This is a genomic window from Mycobacterium sp. (genome assembly GCF_035274705.1).
In the GTDB taxonomy this organism is placed as follows: domain Bacteria; phylum Actinomycetota; class Actinomycetes; order Mycobacteriales; family Mycobacteriaceae; genus Mycobacterium.
Map to the genome: position 1 here is coordinate 13,215 of NZ_DATENY010000120.1, position 24,019 is coordinate 37,233.

General features: G+C 66.6%; 21 protein-coding genes. 19 read left to right on the forward strand and 2 right to left on the reverse strand.

Annotated elements, in window-relative coordinates; translation table 11 throughout:
• Positions 1 to 9 precede the first annotated feature (9 nt).
• From VJV41_RS25550 to smc, 13 genes are all read left to right on the forward strand, one after another.
• On the forward strand, positions 10 to 834 hold the full coding sequence (locus VJV41_RS25550; protein ID WP_325338503.1) for a DsbA family protein: 825 nt from the start codon (positions 10 to 12) through the stop codon (positions 832 to 834).
• Complete coding sequence (locus tag VJV41_RS25555) at positions 831 to 1,460, forward strand: vitamin K epoxide reductase family protein (RefSeq protein ID WP_325338505.1); 630 nt, start codon at positions 831 to 833, stop codon at positions 1,458 to 1,460. Before VJV41_RS25550 ends, VJV41_RS25555 begins: the two co-directional genes overlap by 4 nt.
• A gap of 33 nt (positions 1,461 to 1,493) precedes the next feature.
• Positions 1,494 to 4,877, forward strand: coding sequence for a pyruvate carboxylase (locus VJV41_RS25560; protein WP_325338507.1), 3,384 nt, complete (start codon positions 1,494 to 1,496; stop codon positions 4,875 to 4,877).
• A complete protein-coding gene (gene rsmD / locus VJV41_RS25565) occupies positions 4,874 to 5,458 on the forward strand; it encodes a 16S rRNA (guanine(966)-N(2))-methyltransferase RsmD (protein ID WP_325338549.1) in 585 nt (194 codons plus the stop codon). Before VJV41_RS25560 ends, rsmD begins: the two co-directional genes overlap by 4 nt.
• A gap of 24 nt (positions 5,459 to 5,482) precedes the next feature.
• Positions 5,483 to 5,959, forward strand: coding sequence for a pantetheine-phosphate adenylyltransferase (gene coaD, locus VJV41_RS25570; protein ID WP_325338508.1), 477 nt, complete (start codon positions 5,483 to 5,485; stop codon positions 5,957 to 5,959).
• An 84-nt stretch (positions 5,960 to 6,043) separates the two neighbouring features.
• Positions 6,044 to 6,610: a hemerythrin domain-containing protein gene (locus VJV41_RS25575; protein WP_325338510.1), complete on the forward strand. Its 567-nt coding sequence runs from the start codon at positions 6,044 to 6,046 to the stop codon at positions 6,608 to 6,610.
• 246 nt (positions 6,611 to 6,856) lie between these two features.
• On the forward strand, positions 6,857 to 7,594 hold the full coding sequence (gene sepIVA / locus VJV41_RS25580; RefSeq protein ID WP_325338511.1) for a cell division protein SepIVA: 738 nt from the start codon (positions 6,857 to 6,859) through the stop codon (positions 7,592 to 7,594).
• 35 nt (positions 7,595 to 7,629) lie between these two features.
• On the forward strand, positions 7,630 to 8,202 hold the full coding sequence (locus VJV41_RS25585) for a DUF177 domain-containing protein (RefSeq protein ID WP_325338512.1): 573 nt from the start codon (positions 7,630 to 7,632) through the stop codon (positions 8,200 to 8,202).
• Positions 8,160 to 8,906 carry a ribonuclease III gene (gene rnc / locus VJV41_RS25590; protein ID WP_325338514.1) on the forward strand — a complete coding sequence of 249 codons (747 nt, stop codon included), beginning with the start codon at positions 8,160 to 8,162 and terminating at the stop codon, positions 8,904 to 8,906. Before VJV41_RS25585 ends, rnc begins: the two co-directional genes overlap by 43 nt.
• Positions 8,899 to 9,756, forward strand: a complete 858-nt coding sequence (gene mutM / locus VJV41_RS25595) for a bifunctional DNA-formamidopyrimidine glycosylase/DNA-(apurinic or apyrimidinic site) lyase (protein ID WP_325338516.1) — start codon at positions 8,899 to 8,901, stop codon at positions 9,754 to 9,756. Before rnc ends, mutM begins: the two co-directional genes overlap by 8 nt.
• Before the next feature lie 118 nt (positions 9,757 to 9,874).
• Entirely contained in the window at positions 9,875 to 10,291 is a 417-nt protein-coding gene (locus tag VJV41_RS25600; RefSeq protein ID WP_325338518.1) for an OsmC family protein, read from the forward strand.
• Positions 10,275 to 10,559, forward strand: coding sequence for an acylphosphatase (locus VJV41_RS25605; protein ID WP_325338519.1), 285 nt, complete (start codon positions 10,275 to 10,277; stop codon positions 10,557 to 10,559). The genes VJV41_RS25600 and VJV41_RS25605 overlap by 17 nt, the downstream gene beginning before the upstream one ends.
• 26 nt (positions 10,560 to 10,585) lie before the next feature.
• The gene (gene smc / locus VJV41_RS25610; protein ID WP_325338521.1) at positions 10,586 to 14,173 is read left to right on the forward strand and encodes a chromosome segregation protein SMC; all 3,588 of its coding nucleotides are present in this window, start codon (positions 10,586 to 10,588) and stop codon (positions 14,171 to 14,173) included.
• 219 nt (positions 14,174 to 14,392) lie between these two features.
• Here the strand turns inward: smc and fni are convergent, their stop codons facing one another.
• Entirely contained in the window at positions 14,393 to 15,415 is a 1,023-nt protein-coding gene (fni, locus tag VJV41_RS25615; RefSeq protein WP_325338523.1) for a type 2 isopentenyl-diphosphate Delta-isomerase, read from the reverse strand.
• Positions 15,416 to 15,443: 28 nt separating this feature from the next.
• On the opposite strand from fni, the gene ftsY reads away from it, so the two are divergent.
• The 4 genes from ftsY (at position 15,444) to VJV41_RS25635 (ending at position 21,211) form a co-directional block, all read left to right on the forward strand.
• Positions 15,444 to 16,745 carry a signal recognition particle-docking protein FtsY gene (gene ftsY / locus VJV41_RS25620; RefSeq protein WP_325338525.1) on the forward strand — a complete coding sequence of 434 codons (1,302 nt, stop codon included), beginning with the start codon at positions 15,444 to 15,446 and terminating at the stop codon, positions 16,743 to 16,745.
• Between the two features lie 175 nt (positions 16,746 to 16,920).
• Complete coding sequence (locus tag VJV41_RS25625) at positions 16,921 to 18,300, forward strand: ammonium transporter (RefSeq protein ID WP_325338527.1); 1,380 nt, start codon at positions 16,921 to 16,923, stop codon at positions 18,298 to 18,300.
• A gap of 5 nt (positions 18,301 to 18,305) precedes the next feature.
• Complete coding sequence (locus VJV41_RS25630; RefSeq protein ID WP_003881099.1) at positions 18,306 to 18,644, forward strand: P-II family nitrogen regulator; 339 nt, start codon at positions 18,306 to 18,308, stop codon at positions 18,642 to 18,644.
• Positions 18,645 to 18,724: 80 nt separating this feature from the next.
• Positions 18,725 to 21,211: a [protein-PII] uridylyltransferase gene (locus tag VJV41_RS25635; protein WP_325338541.1), complete on the forward strand. Its 2,487-nt coding sequence runs from the start codon at positions 18,725 to 18,727 to the stop codon at positions 21,209 to 21,211.
• A 35-nt stretch (positions 21,212 to 21,246) separates the two neighbouring features.
• On the opposite strand, the gene VJV41_RS25640 is transcribed toward VJV41_RS25635, so the two are convergent.
• Entirely contained in the window at positions 21,247 to 22,065 is an 819-nt protein-coding gene (locus VJV41_RS25640) for an NAD(P)H-binding protein (RefSeq protein WP_325338543.1), read from the reverse strand.
• A gap of 80 nt (positions 22,066 to 22,145) precedes the next feature.
• Between VJV41_RS25640 and VJV41_RS25645 the strand changes: the two genes are divergently transcribed.
• A complete protein-coding gene (locus tag VJV41_RS25645; RefSeq protein ID WP_325338545.1) occupies positions 22,146 to 22,520 on the forward strand; it encodes a helix-turn-helix domain-containing protein in 375 nt (124 codons plus the stop codon).
• Positions 22,521 to 22,608: 88 nt separating this feature from the next.
• A partial coding sequence (locus VJV41_RS25650) for a signal recognition particle receptor subunit alpha (protein ID WP_325338547.1) occupies positions 22,609 to 24,019 on the forward strand: 1,411 nt, incomplete at its 3' end.

Below are 24,019 nucleotides of genomic sequence, written 5' to 3' on the forward strand. Positions count from 1 at the left end.
GCTTAACCCGTGGCCAAACCCAAACGACAAGCCAGCTACGACCTGAAGGCAGCCGATCGCAAGCGCAATCTCGCGATCCAGATCGGGCTGACCTCGATAGTGGTGATCTTCGCCGTCGCGCTGGTGCTCTACATCGTGATGAACGGCTCGAAGAAACCGGCTGAGGGTGAGGCCAAGTCGATCCGCGTCACGTCGAGCAAGCTCGTCACCAAGGAGGGCAGCTCCGACCCGAAGGTCGTGCTGTCAATGTACGAAGACTTTCTGTGCCCGCACTGTGGCCAATTCGAGCAGCAGTTCGGCCCGACGGTCCGCAAGCTGATCGACACCGGCGCCGTGGCCGCCGACTACTACATGGTCGCCATCCTGGACCGGCCGCAGAACCAGAACTATTCGTCGCGTGCCGGCGGCGCCGCCTACTGCGTGGCCGACGAGAACATCGACGCGTTCCAGCGCTTCCACGCCAAGCTCTACCAAGAGCAGCCGAGCGAGACCGCGACCTCCTTCCCGGACAACGAGCAGCTGATTACGAGTGCGCGCCTGTCCGGCGCTGGCGGCAGCGTTCCGGACTGCATCAACAAGGGCCGCTACACCGCGATGGTCCAGGGCATGGCCAAGGCCACCGGCATCCAGGCCACGCCGACCATCCGGATCAACGGCGAGGACTACCAATACAGCACGCCCGACGCATTGGTCACCAAGATCAAGGAGATCGTCGGCGACGTGCCCGGGCTCGACGGTCCGGCACCTGCGGCGCCCGCGGCACCCGCCCCCGCTCAGACCCCTGCGGCACAGGCGCCTGCGCCGCTGATGCCGACGCCCACTCCGACGCGATGACCGTCGCAGCGCCCAGCGACGTCCACCCGAGCGAACCCGTGGATGAGCCGACGGGTGCACCCGTCCGGACGGCGAGCGCGGTATGGATCCTGATCGCGGGCGTTGTCGGGCTGGCCGCGGCGCTGACCCTGACGGTCGAGAAGATCCAAATCCTGATCAATCCCGACTACGTGCCGTCCTGCAGCATCAACCCGGTGCTGTCCTGCGGCTCGGTCATGATCACTCCGCAGGCATCGGCGTTCGGTTTCCCCAACCCGCTGATCGGCATCGTCGCATTCACGGTCGTGGTGGTGACGGGAGTGCTCGCCATGGCCAAGATCACGTTGCCGCGCTGGTACTGGGCCGGCCTGGCCACCGGCACGCTGCTGGGCGTCGTGTTCGTTCACTGGCTGATCTTCCAGAGCCTCTACCGCATCGGCGCGTTGTGCCCGTACTGCATGGCGGTCTGGGCGGTGACGATTCCGCTGCTCGTCGTGGTCGCCTCGATCGCGCTGCGGCCGGCGGGCGGGAATGCTGTTGCGCGGGTGCTCCATGCCTGGCGCTGGTCGCTGGTGGCGCTGTGGTTCACGGCGCTTATTCTGCTGATCCTCGCGCGTTTCTGGGACTACTGGTCCACGCTCATTTAGAACCGCACGTTCATCGGGGGTTAGGGTCAGCGGGTGCTTTCGAAGGTTCTGGTAGCCAACCGTGGCGAGATCGCTATCCGCGCGTTCCGCGCCGCGTACGAGATGGGAATCGCGACCGTCGCGGTCTATCCGTATGAGGATCGCAATTCTCTGCACCGGTTGAAGGCTGATGAGTCGTATCAGATCGGCGAGACGGGCCACCCGGTGCGGGCCTACCTGTCGGTCGACGAGATCATCCGCGTCGCCCAACATGCCGGCGCCGACGCGGTCTACCCGGGATACGGCTTCCTGTCGGAGAACCCCGAGCTGGCTGCGGCATGCGCCGCGGCGGGCATCACATTCGTCGGGCCCACCTCCGAAGTGCTCGAGCTGACGGGCAACAAGTCACGCGCCATCGATGCCGCCCGCGCCGCCGGGCTGCCGGTGCTGAGATCGTCGCCGCCGTCGGCGTCGGTCGACGAGTTGGTCGCCGCTTCGCGCGACATGGACTTCCCGGTGTTCGTCAAGGCGGTATCCGGTGGCGGCGGGCGTGGCATGCGCCGCGTGACCGACCCGAAGGCACTGCCCGAGGCGATCGAGGCGGCCAGCCGAGAAGCCGAATCGGCTTTCGGCGATCCGATGGTGTACCTGGAGCAGGCGGTTCTCAACCCGCGCCACATCGAGGTGCAGATCCTGGCCGACACCCGCGGCAACGTGATGCACCTGTTCGAGCGCGACTGCAGCGTGCAGCGTCGTCATCAGAAGGTCATCGAGCTGGCGCCGGCGCCGAATCTGCCCGAGGAGCTGCGCCAGCGGATCTGTGCAGACGCGGTGGCGCTGGCCCAGCAGATCAACTACTCCTGCGCGGGCACCGTCGAATTCCTGCTCGACGAGCGCGGCCATCACGTGTTCATCGAAATGAACCCGCGCATCCAGGTCGAGCACACCGTGACCGAGGAGATCACCGACGTCGACCTGGTGTCCAGCCAGCTGCGCATCGCGGCGGGGGAGACGCTGGCCGACCTGGGCCTGAGCCAGGAGATGTTGACGGTGCGCGGGGCTGCTTTGCAGTGCCGGATCACCACTGAAGATCCCGCCAACGGCTTCCGGCCCGACATCGGCCGCATCACCGCCTACCGTTCGCCCGGCGGTGCCGGCATCCGGCTCGACGGCGGCACGCACTTGGGTGCCGAGATCGGCGCGCACTTCGACTCGATGCTCGTCAAACTCACCTGCCGCGGGCGTGACTTCAATGCCGCGGTGGCGCGGTCGCATCGCGCGCTGGCCGAGTTCCGGGTGCGCGGTGTGTCGACGAACATCCCGTTCCTTCAGGCTGTGATCGACGACCCGGATTTCCGTGCGGGACGGATCAATACGTCGTTCATCGACGAGCGTCCCTACCTGCTGACCGCGCGATCGCCAGCCGACCGCGGCACCAAGATCCTGAACTATCTGGCCGACGTGACGGTGAACCAGCCGCACGGTCCACGCCCGTCGACGGTCTATCCGCAGGACAAGCTGCCGCAGATCGACCTCGACGCAATGCCACCCCGGGGCAGCAAGCACTTGCTGACCGAAGTCGGACCGGAGGGTTTCGCGCGCTGGCTGCGTGAATCCAAGTCGGTCGGTGTCACCGACACGACGTTCCGCGATGCGCATCAGTCGCTGCTGGCCACCCGGATCCGCACGAGCAGTCTGTTGATGGTGGCGCCCTATATCGCGCGGCTGACACCGCAGCTGCTGTCCATCGAGTGCTGGGGTGGAGCGACTTACGATGTGGCGCTTCGATTCCTGAAAGAAGACCCGTGGGAGCGGCTGGCCGCGATCCGCGAGGCAGTCCCCAACATCTGCCTGCAGATGCTGCTGCGTGGCCGCAACACCGTGGGATACACGCCATACCCCGAATCCGTCACCTACGCGTTCATCCAGGAGGCGACGGCAACGGGCATCGACATCTACCGCATCTTCGACGCGCTCAACAACGTCGAGTCGATGCGACCTGCAATCGACGCCGTGCGTGAAACAGGCACGGCGGTGGCCGAAGTCGCGATGAGCTACACGGGCGATCTGTCCGATCCGGCCGAAAACCTTTACACACTGGACTATTACCTCAAGCTGGCCGAGCAGATCGTCGACGCCGGCGCACATGTGCTGGCCATCAAGGACATGGCCGGACTGCTGCGGCCGCAGGCGGCTCATCAGTTGATCACCGCGCTGCGCAGCCGCTTCGATCTGCCCGTGCACGTGCATACGCACGACACCCCGGGCGGGCAATTGGCCACGTACTTGGCGGCCTGGCAGGCCGGTGCCAATGCGGTCGACGGCGCCGCGGCGCCGCTGGCGGGCACCACCAGTCAGCCCGCATTGTCCTCGATCGTCGCCGCCACCGCGCACACCGAATTCGACACCGGGCTCTCGCTGTCGTCGGTGTGCGACCTGGAGCCGTACTGGGAAGCGCTGCGAAAGGTGTACGCGCCCTTCGAATCTGGGCTACCTGCCCCGACTGGGCGCGTCTACAGTCACGAGATCCCCGGTGGTCAGCTGTCCAACCTGCGCCAGCAAGCCATCGCGCTCGGCCTCGGCGACCGGTTCGAGGAGATCGAGGCGAACTATGCCGCCGCCGACCGCGTGTTGGGCCGGCTGGTCAAAGTCACGCCCTCCTCGAAGGTGGTCGGCGACTTGGCACTGGCGCTCGTCGGCGCTGGTGTAAGTGCTGACGAATTCGCCTCGGATCCAGCACGATTCGATATTCCGGACTCGGTGATCGGGTTCTTACGTGGTGAGCTGGGTGACCCGCCGGGCGGCTGGCCGGAACCGTTGCGCAGCAAGGCTCTTGCCGGGCGCCCGCCGGCCAAGCCGCAAGCCAAGCTCGGCAGCGAGGACGAGGCGGTGCTCGCACTGTCGGGGACCAAGCGCCAGGCCACGCTGAACCGGCTGCTGTTCTCTGGTCCGACAAAGGAGTTCGAGGCTCACCGTGAACTGTATGGCGACACCTCGAGCTTGAGCGCCAACCAGTTCTTCTACGGGCTGCGGCACGGCGACGAGCATCGCGTGCGTCTGGAGCGCGGCGTCGAGCTGCTGATCGGTCTGGAGGCGATCTCCGATCCCGACGAACGCGGCATGCGCACGGTGATGTGCATCCTCAACGGTCAGCTGCGGCCCGTGGTTGTGCGTGACCGCAGCATCGCCAGTGAGGTACCGACGGCCGAGAAGGCGGACCGGTCCAATCCCGACCACATCGCCGCACCGTTCGCCGGGGTCGTCACCGTCAGTGTCGAGGCCGGCGACCAGGTCGACGCCGGTCAGACCATCGCCACCATCGAGGCGATGAAGATGGAGGCCGCGATCACCGCACCCAAGGCGGGCAAGGTCAGCCGAACAGCGGTATCGGCCACCGCGCAAGTCGAAGGTGGCGACCTGCTGGTGGTGGTCAGCTGAGCCGGATCGTCGCCGGCACGCTCGGTGGGCGGCGAATTGCCGTGCCGCGCACCGGGACCCGTCCGACCACCGACAGGGTGCGCGAGTCGCTGTTCAATGTGTTGGCCGCGCGCATCGACTTGACCGGTGCGGCGGTGCTCGACCTGTACGCAGGCTCGGGCGCATTGGGCCTCGAGGCGCTGTCGCGTGGTGCGACGTCGGCGGTGTTCGTGGAGTCTGATCACCGGGCGGCATCGGTCATCGCTGAAAACATCGCCTCCCTCGGGGTAAGCGGCGCCACGTTGCGGCGCGGCGCGGTCGCCGCGGTGCTGGCGGGCGGCGCGGATCGGCCCGTCGACGTGGTGCTGGCCGACCCGCCTTACGACGTAACAGCGGCCGAGATCGAGGATGTGCTCGCCGCATTGGTCAATGGGGGATGGGTGGCTGCGGGGACGGTCGTCGTCGTCGAGCGAGGGTCGTCCGGGCCGTCGCTGACCTGGCCGGCGGGTTGGAACGCGTGGCCTGCGCGCCGCTATGGCGACACGCGCTTGGAGTTGGCGGTCGTCGATGTCGCCCCCGACGCGGCTCCCGTGCGCAACTGAGCTGCCCTGATACCGTCGTCACCCATGAGCGGCGCGGTATGCCCGGGATCCTTCGACCCGGTGACCCTGGGCCATGTCGACGTCTTCGAGCGTGCTTCCGCTCAGTTCGACGAAGTCGTGGTCGCGGTGCTCGTGAACCCGAACAAGAAGGGCATGTTCAGCCTCGGCGAGCGCATCGCGATGATCGAGGAGTCCACGACACATCTGCCAAACCTGCGCGTCGAATCCGGCGAGGGCCTGGTCGTCAACTTCGCGAAATCGCACGGACTGACCGCGATCGTCAAGGGGCTTCGCACCGGCACCGACTTCGAGTACGAGTTGCAGATGGCGCAGATGAACAGGCACATCGCCGGCGTCGACACGTTTTTCGTCGCGACCACGCCGCGGTACTCGTTCGTGTCGTCGTCGTTGGCCAAGGAGGTCGCGACGCTGGGCGGTGACGTGTCGGAGCTGCTGCCCGAGCCCGTCAACGTGCGCCTGCAGGCCAAGCTGAAGGGTTAGCCACCGTCGTCGGCGGGTAGGCCTCGGGGTGGCGCACAGCCCATAGCGCCGAAGCCAAGCCCATGGACAACGGAGGTTATCGCCATGGTCGAAACATTTGTTCAGTCAACCGATGACGTCGTGAAGTTCCTCAGGGATCAGCACAACCTGATCAAGGACATGTTCGACGAGGTCCTGTCCGCCGACGACCCGAAGGCCCGCGAGAATGCGTTCGTCGACCTTCGCCAATTGCTGGCGGTACACGAGACCGCCGAGGAGATGGTCGTTCACCCGCGGGCGCGTAGGGAAGTGGCCGACGGCGAGGAGATCGTCGATGCACGGCTGAAAGAAGAGCATGTCGCCAAGGAACAGCTGTCCAAGCTCGAGAGCATGGACATCTCGTCCAAGGAGTTCATCACCGAGCTGACGAAGTTCCGCGACGCGGTCATCGATCACGCCGAGCACGAGGAGAACGAGGAGTTCAACAAGCTCCAACGCAAGCTGGACTCCGACGACCTCGGACGGATGGCCAAGGCGGTGCAGGCCGCAGAGGCGATCGCGCCCACCCGTCCGCACGCGGGGGTGGAGTCTGCCAAGGCCAACTTCGCCGTTGGACCATTTGCGTCCATGCTCGACCGGGCACGGGACCTGATCGGCGCGGCCATGCGCTAACGCCCCTGATCGTCGAGGCTGCGGGTAGATCATGAGTTTGCCAGGATTTGCGATCTCTCCGCAGCCTCGGCGTCTCCGGCGAGGCGCCGAGCGTGTTGACATAATGTGACCGAAGCAATTCAGACCCGAGTTGCGGCCTGGGCATGTTGGCGAAGCCGAAACACGACACACCGGTGTCGGAAGCCGAGTCACAGAGGTAACACCAGGCACACTGGTAACTGTCAACTACGCCTGGAGGGTGTTGCCGTGTACCGAGTCTTTGAAGCGCTCGACGAGTTGGGCGCCATTGTGGAAGAAGCCCGCGGCGTCCCGATGACAGCGGGATGTGTGGTGCCCCGCGGTGATGTGCTCGAGCTGATCGACGACATCAAGGACGCCATCCCGGGTGAACTCGACGATGCTCAAGACGTCCTCGATGCGCGCGACGGGATGCTGCGCGAAGCCAAGCAACACTCCGACCAGATGGTGTCGACGGCCACCACGGAGGCCGACTCGCTGGTCAACCACTCGCGCGCCGAAGCCGACAGGCTGCTCGCCGACGCGAAGGCGCAAGCCGACCGGATGGTCGCCGAGGCGCGTCAGCACAGCGAACGCATGGTCGTCGAGGCTCGCGAGGAGGCCAACCGCCTCGCCGCGACGGCCAAGCGCGAGTACGAGGCCAGCACCGGACGCGCCAAGACCGAGGCTGACCGGCTGATCGAAAACGGCAACCTCGCCTACGAGAAGGCCGTGCAGGAAGGCATCAAGGAGCAGCAGCGGCTGGTATCGCAGACCGAGATCGTCCAGACCGCCACCGCGGAGGCCACCCGGCTCATCGACTCGGCGCACGCTGAGGCCGACCGCCTGCGCGGCGAATGCGACATCTACGTCGACAGCAAGCTCGCCGACTTCGAGGAGTTCCTCAACGGGACGCTGCGCTCGGTGGGCCGCGGCCGCCATCAGCTGCGCACCGCGGCGGGCACCCACGACTACGCGGCGCGCTAGTCGTCCGCTGTTTCCGTCGCCGTAGGATTGCCGTCATGGCGACGCATGCGAACGCGGCGGCGCACCGCGCGTCACGATCACCGCTTGTGATCAACATTTCCCGGCTTGGCCGGCGGCCCGGGTCGATGCTGACCTTGCACGAGACCGTGCCTGCTCCGACGCGCATCGGGCTGGACTTGATCGCGATCGAGCAAGGCGCGCCGCTGGAGCTGGATCTGCGAATCGAGTCGGTCTCGGAGGGTGCGCTGGTCACCGGTACCGTCTCGGCGCCGACCGCGGGGGAGTGCGCCCGGTGCCTGACCGGAATCACCGGCGACGTCGAGATCGACCTGACCGAGCTGTTCGCCTACCCGGACAGCGCGACCGACGAGACCACCGAGGCCGACGAAGTCGGCCGCGTCATTAACGACACCATCGACCTGCAACAGCCGATCATCGACGCAGTCGGGCTGGCGCTGCCGTTCGTGCCGGTGTGCGGGCCGGACTGCGCCGGGCTGTGCCCGGAGTGCGGCGTGCCCCTGGCCACCGCGGAGCCGGGACACCACCACGAGCAGATCGACCCGCGATGGGCCAAACTCGCCGGCATTCTCGATCAGGACGACAAGTGACGGCTGACCGTGCGCTGCTACTCGCGGCGCTGGGTGTCGACCTTCCCGGCGAACTGCTCACCGTCGCACTGACCCACCGCAGCTACTCCTACGAAAACGGAGGCCTGCCCACCAACGAGCGCCTGGAGTTCCTCGGGGATGCGGTGCTCGGGCTGACGATCACCGAGGAGCTCTACCATCGGCATCCCGACCGCTCCGAAGGGGATCTGGCCAAGCTGCGGGCGAGCATCGTCAACACCCATGCCCTCGCCGATGTGGGGCGTCATCTCTCCGAGCACGGCCTCGGCGCCTACCTGCTGCTGGGCAAGGGTGAGGAGAATTCCGGCGGTGCAGAGAAGTCCAGCATCCTGGCCGACGGCGTCGAATCTCTGCTCGGTGCAATCTATTTGGAGCACGGCATTGCGATCGCCCGCGAGGTGATCATGCGGCTGTTCAGCTCGCTGCTGGACACCGCGCCGACGCTGGGCGCGGGATTGGACTGGAAGAGCAGCCTTCAGGAGCTGACCGCATCCCGGGGCATGGGCGCGCCGTCGTATGTGGTGACCTCGACCGGCCCTGACCACGACAAGGAATTCACCGCGACGGTCATCGTCACCGACGTCGAATACGGCAGGGGCGTCGGCCGGACGAAGAAAGAGGCCGAACTCAAGGCCGCCGCGGCGGCGTGGAACGCGCTCGCCCCCGCTTCTGGTGTAGATGCCTGAGCTTCCCGAAGTCGAGGTCGTTCGACGGGGTTTGGAAGAGCACGTCGTGGACAAGACCATTAGTGCGGTCCGGGTGCACCATCCCCGCGCGGTGCGCAGACACGAGGCAGGCCCCGCCGACCTGACCGCACGTCTGTTGGGCGCGCACATCACGGGCACCGGCCGCCGCGGAAAGTACCTGTGGCTGACGTTGGATGACGGGTCGGCGCTCGTCGTACATCTCGGGATGAGCGGCCAGATGCTGCTCGGGGCGTTGCCGCGGGAGGACCACCTGCGTATCGCCGCGCTGCTCGACGACGGCACGGCGCTGAGTTTCGTCGACCAAAGAACATTCGGCGGGTGGATGATCGCCGACGTCGTGACTGTCGACGGGACTGATGTCCCAGTGCCCGTCGCGCACCTGGCGCGCGACCCGCTGGACCCGCACTTCAATCGCGAGGCTGTCGTTACGGTGTTGCGGCGCAAGCATTCTGAGATCAAGCGTCAGCTGCTGGATCAGACGGTGGTTTCCGGCATCGGCAACATCTACGCCGACGAGGCGTTGTGGCGCGCAAAGATCAACGGCGCCCGGCTGGCGTCGTCGCTGACCCGACCGAAGCTGGGTGAGCTGCTCGACGCCGCCGCGGAGGTGATGACCGACGCTCTTGGGCAGGGCGGAACGTCGTTCGACTCGCTGTACGTGAATGTCAACGGCGAATCCGGCTACTTCGAGCGGTCGCTGGACGCCTACGGTCGCGAGGGTGAGCCGTGCCGGCGCTGCGGCGCGGTGATGCGGCGGGAGAAGTTCATGAATCGCTCGTCGTTCTACTGCCCTAGATGCCAACCACGCCCCCGGGCCCGCCGCCCCTAACTGTCGCGAGCGTGCGTGTCTGTACGCAACACGCCGCGAAAAGGTGGCATTCTGCGCACGCTCGCGGCCGCCGAGTGCGACGGGAATGCCCACGCGGCGGACGTTGTAGAAATAAGCCATGACTGAACTGTGGGTGGAGCGCACCGGTGTGCGCCGTTACACCGGGCGCAGCACGCGCGGCGCTGAGGTGTTCGTCGGCAACGAAGACGTCGACGGCGTCTTCACCCCGGGCGAGCTGATGAAGATCGCGCTGGCGGCCTGCAGCGGAATGGCCAGCGACGCGCCGCTGCAACGGCGCCTCGGCGACGACTACACGACGACCATCAAGGTGTCGGGGCCAGCCGATCGCGACCAAGAGCGCTACCCGCTGCTCGAAGAACGCATGGAGCTCGACCTGTCCGGGCTCTCCGAGGACGAGGTGTCCCGGGTGCTGACGGTCGTGGAGCGTGCCATCGATCAGGTGTGCACCGTCGGCCGCACACTGAAATCTGGGACCAAAGTGACATTTGAGGTCAGTGATGCAGGAGTTAGCTGAGGCCCGGCTGACCGCCTGGGTGCACGGCTACGTCCAGGGCGTCGGATTCCGCTGGTGGACGCGGTCCCGCGCACTGGAACTCGGCCTCACTGGATTTGCCTCCAACCGGCCAGACGGCCGTGTTCAGGTGGTCGCGCAGGGGCCACGCGACGCCTGCCAGCGATTGCTTGACCTGCTACAAAGCGGCAACACTCCCGGCCACGTACAAAAAGTCGTCGCAGACTGGTCAGAACCGGGCGACGCGCTCCAGGGGTTCACCGAACGTTAGCCTGCGCGACGGTAGTGTGGCACGTCGTGCACCTCAAGAGTCTGACGCTGAAGGGCTTCAAGTCCTTTGCCGCACCGACGACTCTGCGCTTCGAACCGGGCATCACGTGTGTCGTCGGTCCCAATGGTTCGGGCAAATCCAATGTCGTCGACGCGCTCACCTGGGTGATGGGTGAGCACAGCGCCAAGACCCTGCGCGGCGGCAAGATGGAGGACGTCATCTTCGCCGGGACGTCGTCGCGCGCCCCGCTCGGGCGCGCCGAGGTAACCGTCACGATCGACAACTCCGACAACGCGCTGCCGATCGAGTACTCCGAGGTGTCGATCACCCGTCGCATGTTCCGCGACGGCGGCAGCGAGTACGAAATCAACGGCACCAGTTGCCGTTTGATGGATGTGCAGGAATTGCTCTCCGACTCCGGCATCGGCCGTGAGATGCACGTCATCGTCGGCCAGGGCAAGCTCAACGAGATCCTGGAATCGCGCCCTGAGGATCGCCGGGCATTCATCGAGGAAGCCGCAGGCGTGCTCAAGCACCGCAAGCGCAAGGAAAAGGCGGTCCGCAAGCTCGACGCAATGTCGGCAAACCTGGCCCGGCTGACGGACCTGACCACCGAGCTACGCCGACAGCTCAAGCCGCTCGGCCGCCAAGCCGAGATGGCCCGTCGCGCCCAGACCATCCAGGCCGACCTGCGCGACGCGCGGCTGCGGCTGGCCGCCGACGACTTGGTCACGCGGCGAGCGGAATTCGAGAACACCAACCAGGCCGAGACGACGCTTCGCCGTGAACACGACGAGCTGACCACCCGCCTCGCCGCCAGATCCGTCGAGCTCGAAGCCCACGAGTCCGCCGTCAACAGCCTCAGCGAGCGGACAGACCAGGCCCAGCAGACCTGGTTCCGGCTCTCGGCGCTGGCCGAGCGCGTCAGCGCGACCGTGCGCATCGCCAGCGAGCGCGCACAGCACCTCGATGCCGAACCCGAAACGTCAAGCGGCCCCGACCCCGATGCCCTCGATGCCCAGGCCGAAGAGGTCGCCGCTCAAGAACGCCAGCTTGTTGCGGAGCTAGCCGAATCCCGTAGCCGGCTAGAAGCGGCCCGCGCCGAACTCACCGAGCGCGAGCGCCTCGCGGCCGAGGCCGAACGCGCGCACATGGCCGCCGCCCGTGCGGAGGCCGACCGCCGCGAAGGGCTGGCCCGGCTGTCCGGCCAGGTCGACACGATGCGCACGCGCGTCGAATCGATCGACGAGACAGTGGCGCGCATGTCGGTCGGCATCGAGGAAGCCGCGGCTAAAGCCCAGCAGATGCAGGCAGAGTTCGAGACCATCCAGGGCCGCGTGGGTGAACTCGATGCCGGCGAGGTCGGCCTCGACGAGCACCACGACCGCACCGTGGCCGCGCTGCGGCTGGCCGATGAACGCGTCGCCGAACTGCAAGCGGCTGAGCGTGGCGCCGAACGTCAGGTCGCGTCGTTGCGCGCACGCATCGAGGCGCTCTCGGTCGGACTGGACCGTAAGGACGGCGCTGCGTGGTTGCAGCGAAACCACGGTGGCGCAGGGCTTTTCGGATCGATTGCCAACCTGCTGAAGGTACAGCAAGGTTACGAAGCGGCGGTCGCCGCCGTACTTGGCGCGGCCGCCGACGCCGTCGCCGCCGAGAACTTTGGCGCGGCCCGCTCAGCGGTCGCGGCGCTGAAGGAATCCGACGGCGGCCGTGCGGCGATCGTCCTCGGCGACTGGCCGAACCACGCGACGCCTCCCGTGGGGCCGCTGCCCGACGGCGCGGTATGGGCGATCCATCAAGTGGAAGCGCCGGCACGGCTGCAGGGCGCGATCACGGCCATGCTGTCCGGCGTCGCGGTGGTCCGCGACCTGTCGTCTGCGCTGGACCTCGTCGCGACGCGCCCTCAACTGCGCGCGGTGACGAACGACGGTGACCTCGTCGGGGCGGGCTGGGTCAGCGGCGGATCTGACCGCAAGCCGAGCACTCTCGAGATCACGTCGGAGGTCGAGAAGGCACGCGGCGAGCTGGCCGAGGCCGAGAAGCGAACCGGCGAGCTGTCGGCCGCGCTGGCCGGCGCTCTCGAGGAACAGTCCGCCCGCCAAGACTCGGCGGAGCAGGCATTGGCCGCACTCAACGAGTCCGACGCCGCGATCTCGGCGATCTATGAGCAGCTGGGCCGGCTCGGCCAGAACGCCCGCGCTGCCGACGACGAGTGGCAGCGGCTGATTCAGCAGCGCAACGAACTCGATGCCGGCCGCAACCAGACCGTTGAGGAACTCGCGCAACTCGAGCAGCGGCTGCACAACGCGCAGCAGGAGCCGACATTCGAATCCGAACCCGTCGACCGCCAGGAGTCGATGGCCGCCGCGGAAGTCGCACGGTCCACAGAGGTCGAAGCGCGGCTTTCCGTACGAACTGCGGAGGAACGCGCGAATGCCGTTCGTGGACGGGCAGATTCGCTGCGCCGAGCCGCCGCAGCCGAACGCGAAGCACGACTGCGTGCCCAACGTGCGCGCGAGGCCCGCTTGCACGCCGCCGCGGTTGCAGCAGCGGTGGCCGAGTCCGGACGCCTCGTCGCGCAGCGTTTGAGCGCCGCGGTCGCCGTAGCGTCGCGCGCCCGCGATGCGGTGGCCGCTGAACGCCAGCACCGCGCTGGCGCATTGGCGAAGGCCCGCGAAGAGGTCAACGAACTCGGGGCCAAGATCAACGCGCTCACCGACTCATTGCATCGTGACGAGGTCGCCAAAGCCCAAGCGGCACTTCGCATCGAGCAGCTCGAGGAGCACGTCCTCGGGCAGTTCGGCATGGCCACAGCGGATTTGATCGCCGAGTACGGGCCCGACGTACCGCTTCCGCCGTCGGAGTTGGAGATGGCCGAGTACGAGCAGGCACGCGAGCGCGGCGAGCAGGTCACCGCGCCGGCGCCCATGCCGTTCGACCGGCCCACCCAGGAACGCCGCGCCAAGAAGGCCGAGCGGGAGCTCAACGAGTTGGGCCGGGTGAACCCGCTGGCGCTCGAGGAGTTCGCCGCGCTGGAAGAGCGCTATAACTTCCTGTCCACTCAACTCGAGGACGTCAAGGCGGCCCGCAAGGACCTGCTCGATGTCATCGCCGACGTCGATGAGCGCATCCTGCAGGTGTTCGCGGAGGCCTACGTCGACGTGGAACGCGAGTTCCGCGAAGTGTTTTCGGCGTTGTTCCCCGGCGGCGAGGGCCGGCTGCTGCTGACCGATCCCGACGACATGCTGACAACCGGCATCGAGGTCGAGGCGCGTCCGCCAGGCAAGAAGATCAAGCGGCTTTCACTGCTGTCCGGTGGCGAGAAGTCGCTCACGGCGGTCGCGATGCTGGTGGCCATCTTCCGTGCCAGGCCGTCGCCGTTCTATGTGATGGACGAGGTGGAGGCCGCGCTCGACGACGTGAACCTGCGACGGCTGCTCGGGCTTTTCGAACAGCTGCGGTCGCAGTCGCAGTTGATCGTCATCACGCACCAGAAGCCGACGATGGAGGTCGCCGACGCTTTGTATGGCGTCACGATGCGCGACGACGGCATCACTGCGGTGATCAGCCAACGCATGCGGGGCCAGGAACTCGTCGGCACCGCCAATTAGCTATCGCTGCGCGTGAACGTACTGCGAAGAATCGCAGCAGTTTTCGCAGTGACTGCACGTTTGGCGCGTCAGATCATCTCTGGGATTAGCGACGTGCCCACCTGATGCCGGCAAGCCGGGTTGCCGATTCCGCGAAACTGCACTTGCTGCGGGGCTCACTCGCACTTTCTCGCAACAAGTGCAGTCTCGTGGATTGTGCCGACCTCCAGGCTCTCTACCCTAGATTTCGGTGACACCGCGCCGGCGCAAGGCCGCCAAATCGGCTGCACCGCAGCCGTGTAGACAGATCAGCAGCTCGTCGAGGAAGCGCTCTAGCCAATCCTCCACGGCTGCAGGTGATTCGATCGCGGGCGCCAGCAGCGGCCGCGCTACTGCCACCACGTCGGCGCCCATCGCCAGCACCTTGGCGGCGTCCATACCGGTGCGGATGCCGCCCGACGCGACGATCTGTACGTCCGGCAGCGTATGCCGGACCTGCATCACCGCTTCCGCGGTCGGGATACCCCACTCCGCCAGCGCGGGATAGCGGATTTCGCCGTGACGGACGAACTGCTCCACGCGCGCCCACGACGTGCCGCCTGCGCCCGCCACGTCGACCGCAGCGATCGGGCAGTCCACCAACTCGGCGGCAGCGGCCGCGCCGATTCCGTGGCCGACCTCCTTGAGTAGCACCGGATAACCGATCGACCCGGCGATGTCGCGAAGCCGCGAGATCGAGCCCGAAAAGTCGGTGTCGCCCTCGTGCTGCATGGCCTCCTGCAGCGGATTCGTATGCACCGCAAGCGCATTGGCGCCGACGCGGTCCAGCGCCTTGACCAGGTCGGGCACCACCACTTCGTTGAGCTGAGCCAATCCGATGTTGCCAATCAGCAGCACGTCGGGCGCTACGTCGCGCACGCAGAACGAGCTCGATGCCGACTCGTTGTCGAGCATGATGCGCTGTGAACCGAGCATCATGCCCACACCGAGTCGCTGCGCCACGGCGGCCAGGTTGCGGTTGATGGTGCCGGACAGTTCTGCGCCGCCGGTCATCGACCCGATCAACACCGGGGCGCGCAGCCGCGAGCCGAGGAACGACGTGGACAGGTCGACGCTGCCCAGGTCGGTCTGCGTCAGCGCGTTATACGGCAATCGGTACCGCTCCAGCCCGGTGGTGACCGTCTGATAGTCGACCGCGTCGGTCAGGCACACGTCGATGTGCCGCCGCTTGCGGGTCTCCATGCCTCCGGGGTCGAGCGTCATTGCTTAATGCCCCTGAGACAATGGCGTGGTGTCGGAAAGTCTGTGGATCGCAATCGCGGTCATTGCCGTTCTGGTCGTCGTTGCCCTGGTCTTCGGCCTGGTGCGGTACCGGCGCCGACGGATCAGCTTGTCGTCTGCAGACACTGCCACTCCCGTTGACCGCTCCGGCGGCTATTCCGCCTCTTCAGGCATCACATTTACCAAGTCAGCGCCTGCCGAACCGATCGAACGCATCGACACCAGCGGGTTACCCGCCGTCGGCGATGATGCCACCATCCCGCGCGATTCGGTCAAACGGCCCATCGCCGACGTGCGGCTCCCAGAACCGGCGGTAGCAGAGCCCGAATCCGCCCCTGCTGCGCCCGGAGTTTCTGCGGAAGCCCCTGCTGCGCCCGATGTCGGGGCCATAGCCCCTCCAGAAGGCCGGCTGGACCGGCTTCGCGGTCGGCTTGCCAAATCGCAGAACAGCCTCGGCCGCAGCATGCTGGGTCTGCTCGGCGGTGGTGACCTCGACGAGGACTCGTGGGAGGCCGTCGAGGACACCTTGCTGATCGCGGACCTGGGACCCGTCGTGACCGAGTCTGTCGTCAGCTCGCTGCGCTCACGGCTGGCCAGCAGCGCCGTGCGCACAGAAACCGATGCCCGCGCGGTACTGCGTGAAGTTTTGATCGAGGCGCTGCACCCCGATTTGGACCGCTCCATCAAGGCATTGCCGCATGACGGCAAGCCCTCGGTGCTGTTGGTCGTCGGTGTGAACGGCACCGGCAAGACCACGACGGTCGGCAAGCTGGCGCGCGTGCTGGTCGCCGACGGCCGCAGAGTCGTGCTCGGCGCCGCCGACACGTTCCGAGCCGCCGCGGCTCATCAGCTGCAGTCCTGGGCCTCGCGCGTCGGTGCGCAGGTGGTGACCGGGGCCGAGGGCGCCGACCCCGCATCCGTGGCGTTCGACGCGGTCGACAAAGGCATCGAATCCGGTGCAGACGTCGTCGTCATCGACACTGCCGGTCGGCTGCACACCAAGACCGGTCTGATGGACGAGCTGGGCAAGGTCAAGCGTGTCGTGAGCCGGCGCGCCGAGGTTGACGAGGTCCTGTTGGTGCTGGACGCGACGATCGGGCAGAACGGTCTGCCGCAGGCCCGCGTGTTCGCCGAAGTCGTCGACATCACCGGTGTCGTGCTGACCAAACTCGACGGCACGGCAAAGGGCGGGATCGTCTTCCGGGTGCAACAGGAATTGGGTGTTCCGGTCAAGCTCGTCGGTCTGGGCGAAGGCCCCGACGACCTCGCTCCATTTGAGCCCGCCGCGTTCGTCGATGCGCTGCTCGGGTAACAAGCAGTCGTCAAAAAACACGTGATGTAACACCGCCGAAACGTCGTCCGCGTATCCGTTCACACGAGCGAAACACCGCAGCGTCTTAGACGAAACAACCACTCAGCATTGTCTTGCAACAGGTCAACGGTCGTAAAAAGCTGCGGCCGTGGCATGTCAAAGGAGGAAACTGCGAGTGGATGGCTTTCCGATAATGGGCATCCCCGACACCGGGGATACGGCATGGATGCTGGCAAGCTCCGCGCTTGTGTTGCTGATGACGCCAGGACTGGCGTTCTTCTACGGCGGCATGGTTCGCGCCAAGGGCGTGCTCAACATGCTGATGATGAGCATCAGTGCCATGGGTGTCGTGACGGTGTTGTGGGTGCTTTACGGCTACTCGCTGTCCTTCGGCAACGACAAGTTCGATCTGTTCGGCGACCCGACGCAGTACTGGGGACTGAAGGGTCTGATCGCCGGAAACGCGAAAGCCGCGGTTGCCGCGGATCCGAGCACCGGGACTGCCGCGGCCGACGCAGTGAATATCCCGCTGGCAGGCACGATCCCGCAGCTTGTGTTCGTGATGTTCCAGCTGATGTTCGCGATCATCACAGTTGCCCTGGTATCGGGTGCGGTTGCCGACCGGCTGAAGTTCGGCTCCTGGCTGGTTTTCGCGGGCCTGTGGGCGACCTTCGTCTACTTCCCAGTCGCACACTGGGTGTTCGCGTTCGACGGCTTCACCGGTGAGACGGGCGGCTGGATCGCCAACAAGCTCAAGGCAATCGACTTCGCGGGTGGTACGGCGGTCCATATCAACTCGGGTGCCGCCGGCCTGGCATTGGCCCTCGTTCTCGGTAGGCGCAAGGGCTGGCCGGGAACCCCGATGCGGCCGCACAACCTTCCGTTCGTGATGCTCGGTGCCGGGCTGCTGTGGTTCGGCTGGTACGGGTTCAACGCCGGTTCGGCGCTGAGTTCCGGTGGTATCGCGGCGTCGACGTTCGTGACCACCACCGTGGCCACTGGTACCGCGATGCTCGCCTGGCTACTTGTCGAGCGCGTCCGTGACGGCAAGGCCACCTCGTTGGGTGCCGCATCAGGCATCGTGGCGGGCCTTGTCGCGATCACACCGTCCTGTTCGTCGGTGAACGTCCTCGGCGCGCTGGTGGTCGGTTTCCTGGGCGGCGCGATTTGCGCACTGGCCACGGGGTTGAAGTTCAAGTTCGGCTACGACGATGCCCTCGACGTGGTTGGGGTGCACATGATCGGTGGTCTCACAGGCACGTTGCTGATCGGTTTCCTGGCGACCCCCGAGGCGCCCGCTGCCGTGAAGGGATTGTTCTACGGCGGTGGAGTCGACCAACTGTGGCGCCAGGCAGTCGGTGCGTTCGCGGTTCTCGCATACTCGTTCGTCGTTACGACTATCTTGGCGTTGATCCTGAAGTTCACCATTGGTCTACGTCTCGGTGAAGAGGATGAGGTCAGCGGCATTGATGAAGCCGAACACGCCGAGACTGGTTACGATTTCGTGCCAGTTGGGGGTAGCTCGGTGCTCGCCCGTCACGGCGCGGAGGAATGAGGAACATGAAACTGATTACTGCGATCGTCAAGCCGTTCACGCTCGAAGACGTCAAGACCGGCCTCGAGCAGACGGGTATTCTCGGGATGACCGTCAGCGAGGTGCAGGGCTACGGCCGCCAGAAGGGTCACACCGAGGTGTACCGAGGCGCCGAGTACTCCGTCGACTTCGTGCCGAAGGTGCGCGTTGAGGTCGTGGTCGATGACTCTGCCGTCGACAAGGTGGTCGATGTCATCGTCCAGGCCGCTCGCACCGGCAAGATCGGCGACGGCAAGGTGTGGGTCAGCCCCGTCGATACCGTCGTCCGGGTTCGCACCGGGGAGCGGGGGGCCGACGCCCTTTAGTCGCCTGCTGAAATGAGTAGTCGTCTCCCGGCCGTGCACCGTGTGAGCATCAATAGGTAAAGGCCGGGGGAGGACTCGAAATGACTGAGCAGAAACCAGATTCCGCCGCCGGAGCCCCTCGATGGGTGGCTCCGGCGGCGGGTTCGTTACGCCCGGCGACCGACCTGGCGGCGGCGGCCGAACAGCTCTTGGCGGGCAGCACCAAACAACTCGACTCGGCCGCGCTTCGTGACGCCCTGCTCGACCTGCACGAATTCTGGCTCACCACAAAGGCCGCCGAGATCGGCATCACGCCAACCAGCGGCTTCGCGATCGTGGCCACCGGCGGGCTCGGCCGCGGTGAGCTGCTGCCGTACTCGGACCTCGACCTGACGCTGCTGCACGACAACATGCCGCACGACGTCGTCGGCCAGGTCGCCGAGCTGCTGTGGTATCCGCTGTGGGACGCCAACATTCGCATCGACCACAGTGTGCGTACCGTGCCGGAGGCGATCAAGGTCGCCGGCGAGGATACCTCGGCCGGTTTGGCGATGCTCGAAGCGCGCCACATCGCCGGTGACCCAGATTTGTCGTCGTTGTTGATCAGTGGGGCGCGCCGGCAGTGGCGAACCGGAATCGCTTCGCGCTTCGACGAACTCGTCGAGCACACACATGCCCGGTGGCAGCGCAGCGGCCAGATCGCCCACCGCGCTGAACCGGACCTGAAATGCGGCCGCGGTGGCCTGCGCGACGTGCAACTGCTCAATGCGCTGGCGATCGCCCAACTCGCCGATGTCTATCCGAGCCGCTCGCTGGCGTCGCCGACCGGCACACTGGGCGAGGCGCACCTCGCGCTGCTCAACGTCCGCACCGAACTGCACCGGGTGTCCGGTCGCGGCAGGGAATTGCTGCTGGCCCAGCACGCCGACGAGATCGGCGCGGCGCTACACATCGGTGACCGATTCGACTTGGCGCGCACGCTTTCTGACGCCGCCCGCACCGTCAGCTACTACGTCGACGCCGGGCTGCGCACCGCAGCCAATGCGCTGCCCCGCCGCGGGCTGGCCGCCTTCAAGCGGCCGGTGCGGCGTCCCCTCGACGAGGGTGTCATCGAGTTCGCCGGTGAGGTGATCCTGGCCCGCGACGCTCGCCCGGAACGCGACCCCGGCCTGATACTGCGGGTGGCCGCCGCCTCGGCCACCACAGGTCTGCCGATGGCGGCCTCGACGCTTGCCCGGCTGACGGAGACGGCCCCGGAGCTCCGCACGCCGTGGCCGCGCCAGGCGCTCAAGGATCTCCTGGTGATGCTGGCTGCGGGCCCGAACGCGGTGGCCACCATCGAGGCGCTGGACCGAACCGGCTTGTGGGGCAGGCTGTTCCCGGAGTGGGGTGCGGTGCGCGACCTACCGCCGCGCGACGTGGTGCACATGTGGACCGTCGATCGGCATCTCGTCGAAACCGTTTCGCGTGCAAGCGCATTCACCACCAGGGTGTCCCGGCCCGACCTTCTGGTCCTCGGCGCGCTGTGCCATGACATCGGCAAGGGCCGCGGCGGCGACCACAGCGTCATCGGCGCTGAACTGGCCACTCAGATCGGCACCCGGCTGGGGCTGTGGCCGTCCGATGTGGAGATCCTGTCGAAGGTCGTGCGCCACCATCTGCTGCTGCCGCACACGGCAACTCGACGCGACCTACAAGATCCGAAGACCATCGCAATGGTGGTCGACGCGATCGAGGGCGACCCTGTGCTGCTGGAACTGCTGCAGGTGCTTGCCGAGGCGGACTCGTTGGCCACCGGCCCCGGCGTGTGGGGCGACTGGAAGGCTTCGCTGATGGGCGACCTCGTCCGCCGCTGCCGACTGGTGATGGCCGGTGAGCCGCTGCCACAGCCCGATCCCGTTGACCCGCGCCATCTTTCGCTGGCCGCCGACGTGGGTGTGCACGTCGAGATGACACCCGCTGACAGCCCGCACATCTACAGCATCACGATGATCGCGCCGGATCGGCGTGGTCTGCTGTCCAAGGCGGCCGGCGTGCTGGCGCTCAACTCGTTGCGTGTGCACTCGGCATCGGTCAACGGTTACGAAGGCTCGGCGATCAACACCTTCGTCGTCTCACCGCATTTCGGTTCGCCGCCCGCCGCCGAGCTGCTGCGCCAGCAGTTCATCCTTGCCCTCGACGGCGAGCTCGACGTGCTGGCGTCGTTGGACAGTCGTGACCGTGACGCCGCGCAGCACGGCACCACCCGCGCCGGTGAGGTGTTGAATGCTGTGCCGATCAACCACGCCGCGGCGCCCCCGCGAATCCTGTGGTCCGACGGCCATGAACCGGGCGAGCTGGTGGTGCAGATCCGCGCTACCGACAGGGCGGGTCTGCTGGCGAGGCTGACGGCGGTGTTCGAGCGCGACGGCGTGGACATCGCGTGGGCGAAGGTCACCACTCTGGGCTCGTCGGTCGTCGACGTGTTCAGCATCGTGGTACCGACCCTGGCGTCGGGAGACAGGTCCGTGCGCGACGAACTCGAGCACGACCTATACGCCGTACTGCCAGCTCCCGCGCCCGTGAAACCGGTTTCCGAAGCCAGTTAAAGCCGAGTAGCCGAGTCCGGCAACAACACTGGCGGTCATCTGAACGCCGCAATGTGTTGTTCCGCCCATTCAGCGAATCTCCGAGGCGGGCGTCCCAGGAGCCGCTCCACGTCGGGACTGACAAGCTGCTCGGCGGGCGACGGTGCACCGAGGATGTCCAGGGTGGTCTCCACGACCGGCTCGGGCATGAATCCGAGCATCTGATTCCGCGCCTCGGCGCGACTCTGCTCGATGAACCGCACCGACTCGCCGAGGGCGTCCCCGATCGCCGCAACCTGCTGCCGCGGCGAGATCGGTGCCGGTCCTGTAAGGGTATAGATGTTGCCTGCGTGGCCCGGCTGGCGCAATGCGACAGCTGCGACTTCGGCGATGTCGACCGGGTCAACGGCCGGCAGTGCGACGTCGCCGAACGGCGCCGCGACCACCCGATCCGTGCGGACCGAGCCGGCCCATTGGAGCGTGTTGGAGTTGAAGTTGCCCGGCCGCAGCATCGTCCATTCGAGACCGGACTGCGTGACGGCGTCTTCCAGATCCGAGGGGTGTCGTCCGGTGCCCACGCCCTGGGAGGAAAGCAACACGATTCGCCGGATACCCACCGCGCCAACGACTTTCATGACTTCGCTGAGATCGCCACTCGCCATGAAATCTGGAGAGGTCAACAGGAACAGCGCCTCGGCCCCATCCAGGGCAAGCCTGAGACTCTCCGGCTCGACCAAGTCGGCCTGGTGACATCTCACCGACGCCGAAAATCTGGCCCTCCGTCGTGAGACGGCTGTCACCTGCTCGCCTGCGTCGAGGAGGGTCCGCACGAGCGGCCGCCCCACATTCCCGGACGCACCCGTCACCACGATCATCTGCGCTCCCTTGTTCTGAGTCCTGAGTCGACAGGCGACGCTACTATCAATGGGCTAGTAGGTACCTAGAGGAAAGTAGGATGAGCGTGATCGAGACCACAGCAGAGGTTGCCCCGGAGCAGGCGTGCCCGATCGCTCCCGTGGTCGACATCATCTTCAGCAGGTGGACCACGCCGATCCTGTGGACGCTCAACGCGCATGGGCGGCAGCGGTTCGGGGAACTCGAGCGCCGCATCACCACCATCACGCCGAAGGTGCTGACCCAGCGGCTAAGGCAACTGGAACGCGACGGACTCGTCGTGCGCACCTATTACCCTGAGGTCCCGCCCCGGGTGGAGTACGAGATCAGCGAGCTGGGGCGCAGCCTGGCACCATTGTTCGCGACGCTCGCCGAGTGGTCTGTCAACCTGGACCGGGTCGAACAGGCACGGCTGAATTACGACGCGAGGCAATAGCTCCTCCGCCGCCGATACTGACCCAGCTTGCGCAGCTGCAAACGCCGCCCGGTGAGCGGCCAGCGCGCGAGAAGCTAGGCTGAACGGCGTGTTTGAATCGCTGTCCGACCGGTTGACCGGCGCCCTTCAGGGGCTGCGCGGCAAGGGCCGGCTGACCGACGCCGACATCGACGCGACCACCCGCGAGATCCGGTTGGCGCTGCTGGAAGCCGACGTGTCGCTGCCCGTGGTGCGCGACTTCGTCGCCCGGATCAAGGGCCGCGCCAAGGGTGCCGAGGTCTCCGGTGCGCTCAACCCGGCTCAGCAGGTCGTCAAGATCGTCAACGAGGAATTGGTCGGGATCCTCGGCGGCCAGACCCGTCCATTGGCGTTCGCCAAGACCCCGCCGACGGTGATCATGCTGGCCGGCCTGCAAGGCTCCGGTAAGACGACGCTCGCCGGCAAGTTGGCGAAATGGGTTCGCGACCAAGGGCATACACCGCTGCTGGTGGCCTGTGACCTGCAGCGGCCCGGTGCCGTCAACCAGCTGCAGATCGTCGGTGAACGCGCCGGCGTGCAGGTGTTCGCACCGCACCCGGGCGTTTCGACGGAAGGCTCCGAGCAGGCGGGCCACGGAGATCCCGTCGCGGTCGCCGCCGGCGGCCTGGCCGAGGCCAAGGCCAAGCACTACGACGTGGTCATCGTCGACACCGCGGGCCGGCTGGGCGTCGACCAGGAGATGATGAAGCAGGCGGCGGACATCCGCGACGCCGTGCGCCCGGACGAGACGCTGTTCGTCGTCGACGCGATGATCGGCCAGGACGCGGTCACGACCGCGCAGGCGTTCCTCGACGGCGTCGGCTTCGACGGCGTGGTGCTCACCAAGCTCGACGGCGACGCCCGCGGTGGTGCCGCGCTGTCGATCGCGTCGGTCACCGGGCGGCCGGTGATGTTCGCCTCGGCGGGGGAGAAGCTCACCGACTTCGACCTCTTCCACCCGGACCGGATGGCCTCGCGCATCCTCGACATGGGTGACGTGATGACCCTGATCGAGCAGGCCGAGAAGACCTTCGACCAGGAGCAGGCCGCGAAGGCGGCCGCCAAGCTGGGGTTGTGGCTGAAGGAGCAGGGGCACTCGCCGCTACTCGTGGCGGCCGACCTGCAGCGGCCGAACGCCGTGAACCAGCTGCAGGTGGTCGGCCAGCGCGCTGGTGTGCACGTCTTTGCGCCCGAGCCGGGTAACGGCGTCGGAGACCCGGTCGCGGTTGCCCGCGCCTCGATCGGTGAGGCCGAGCGTCGCCTGTACGACGTTGTGATCGTCGACACCGCGGGCCGGCTGGGCATCGACGCCGAGATGATGCAGCAGGCGGTCGACATCCGAGATGCCGTGCGTCCCGATGAGGTGTTGTTCGTCGTCGACGCCATGATCGGCCAGGACGCGGTCAACACGGCCAACGCCTTCGCCGAGGGAGTTGGCTTCGACGGCGTTGTGCTTACCAAACTGGATGGTGACGCCCGCG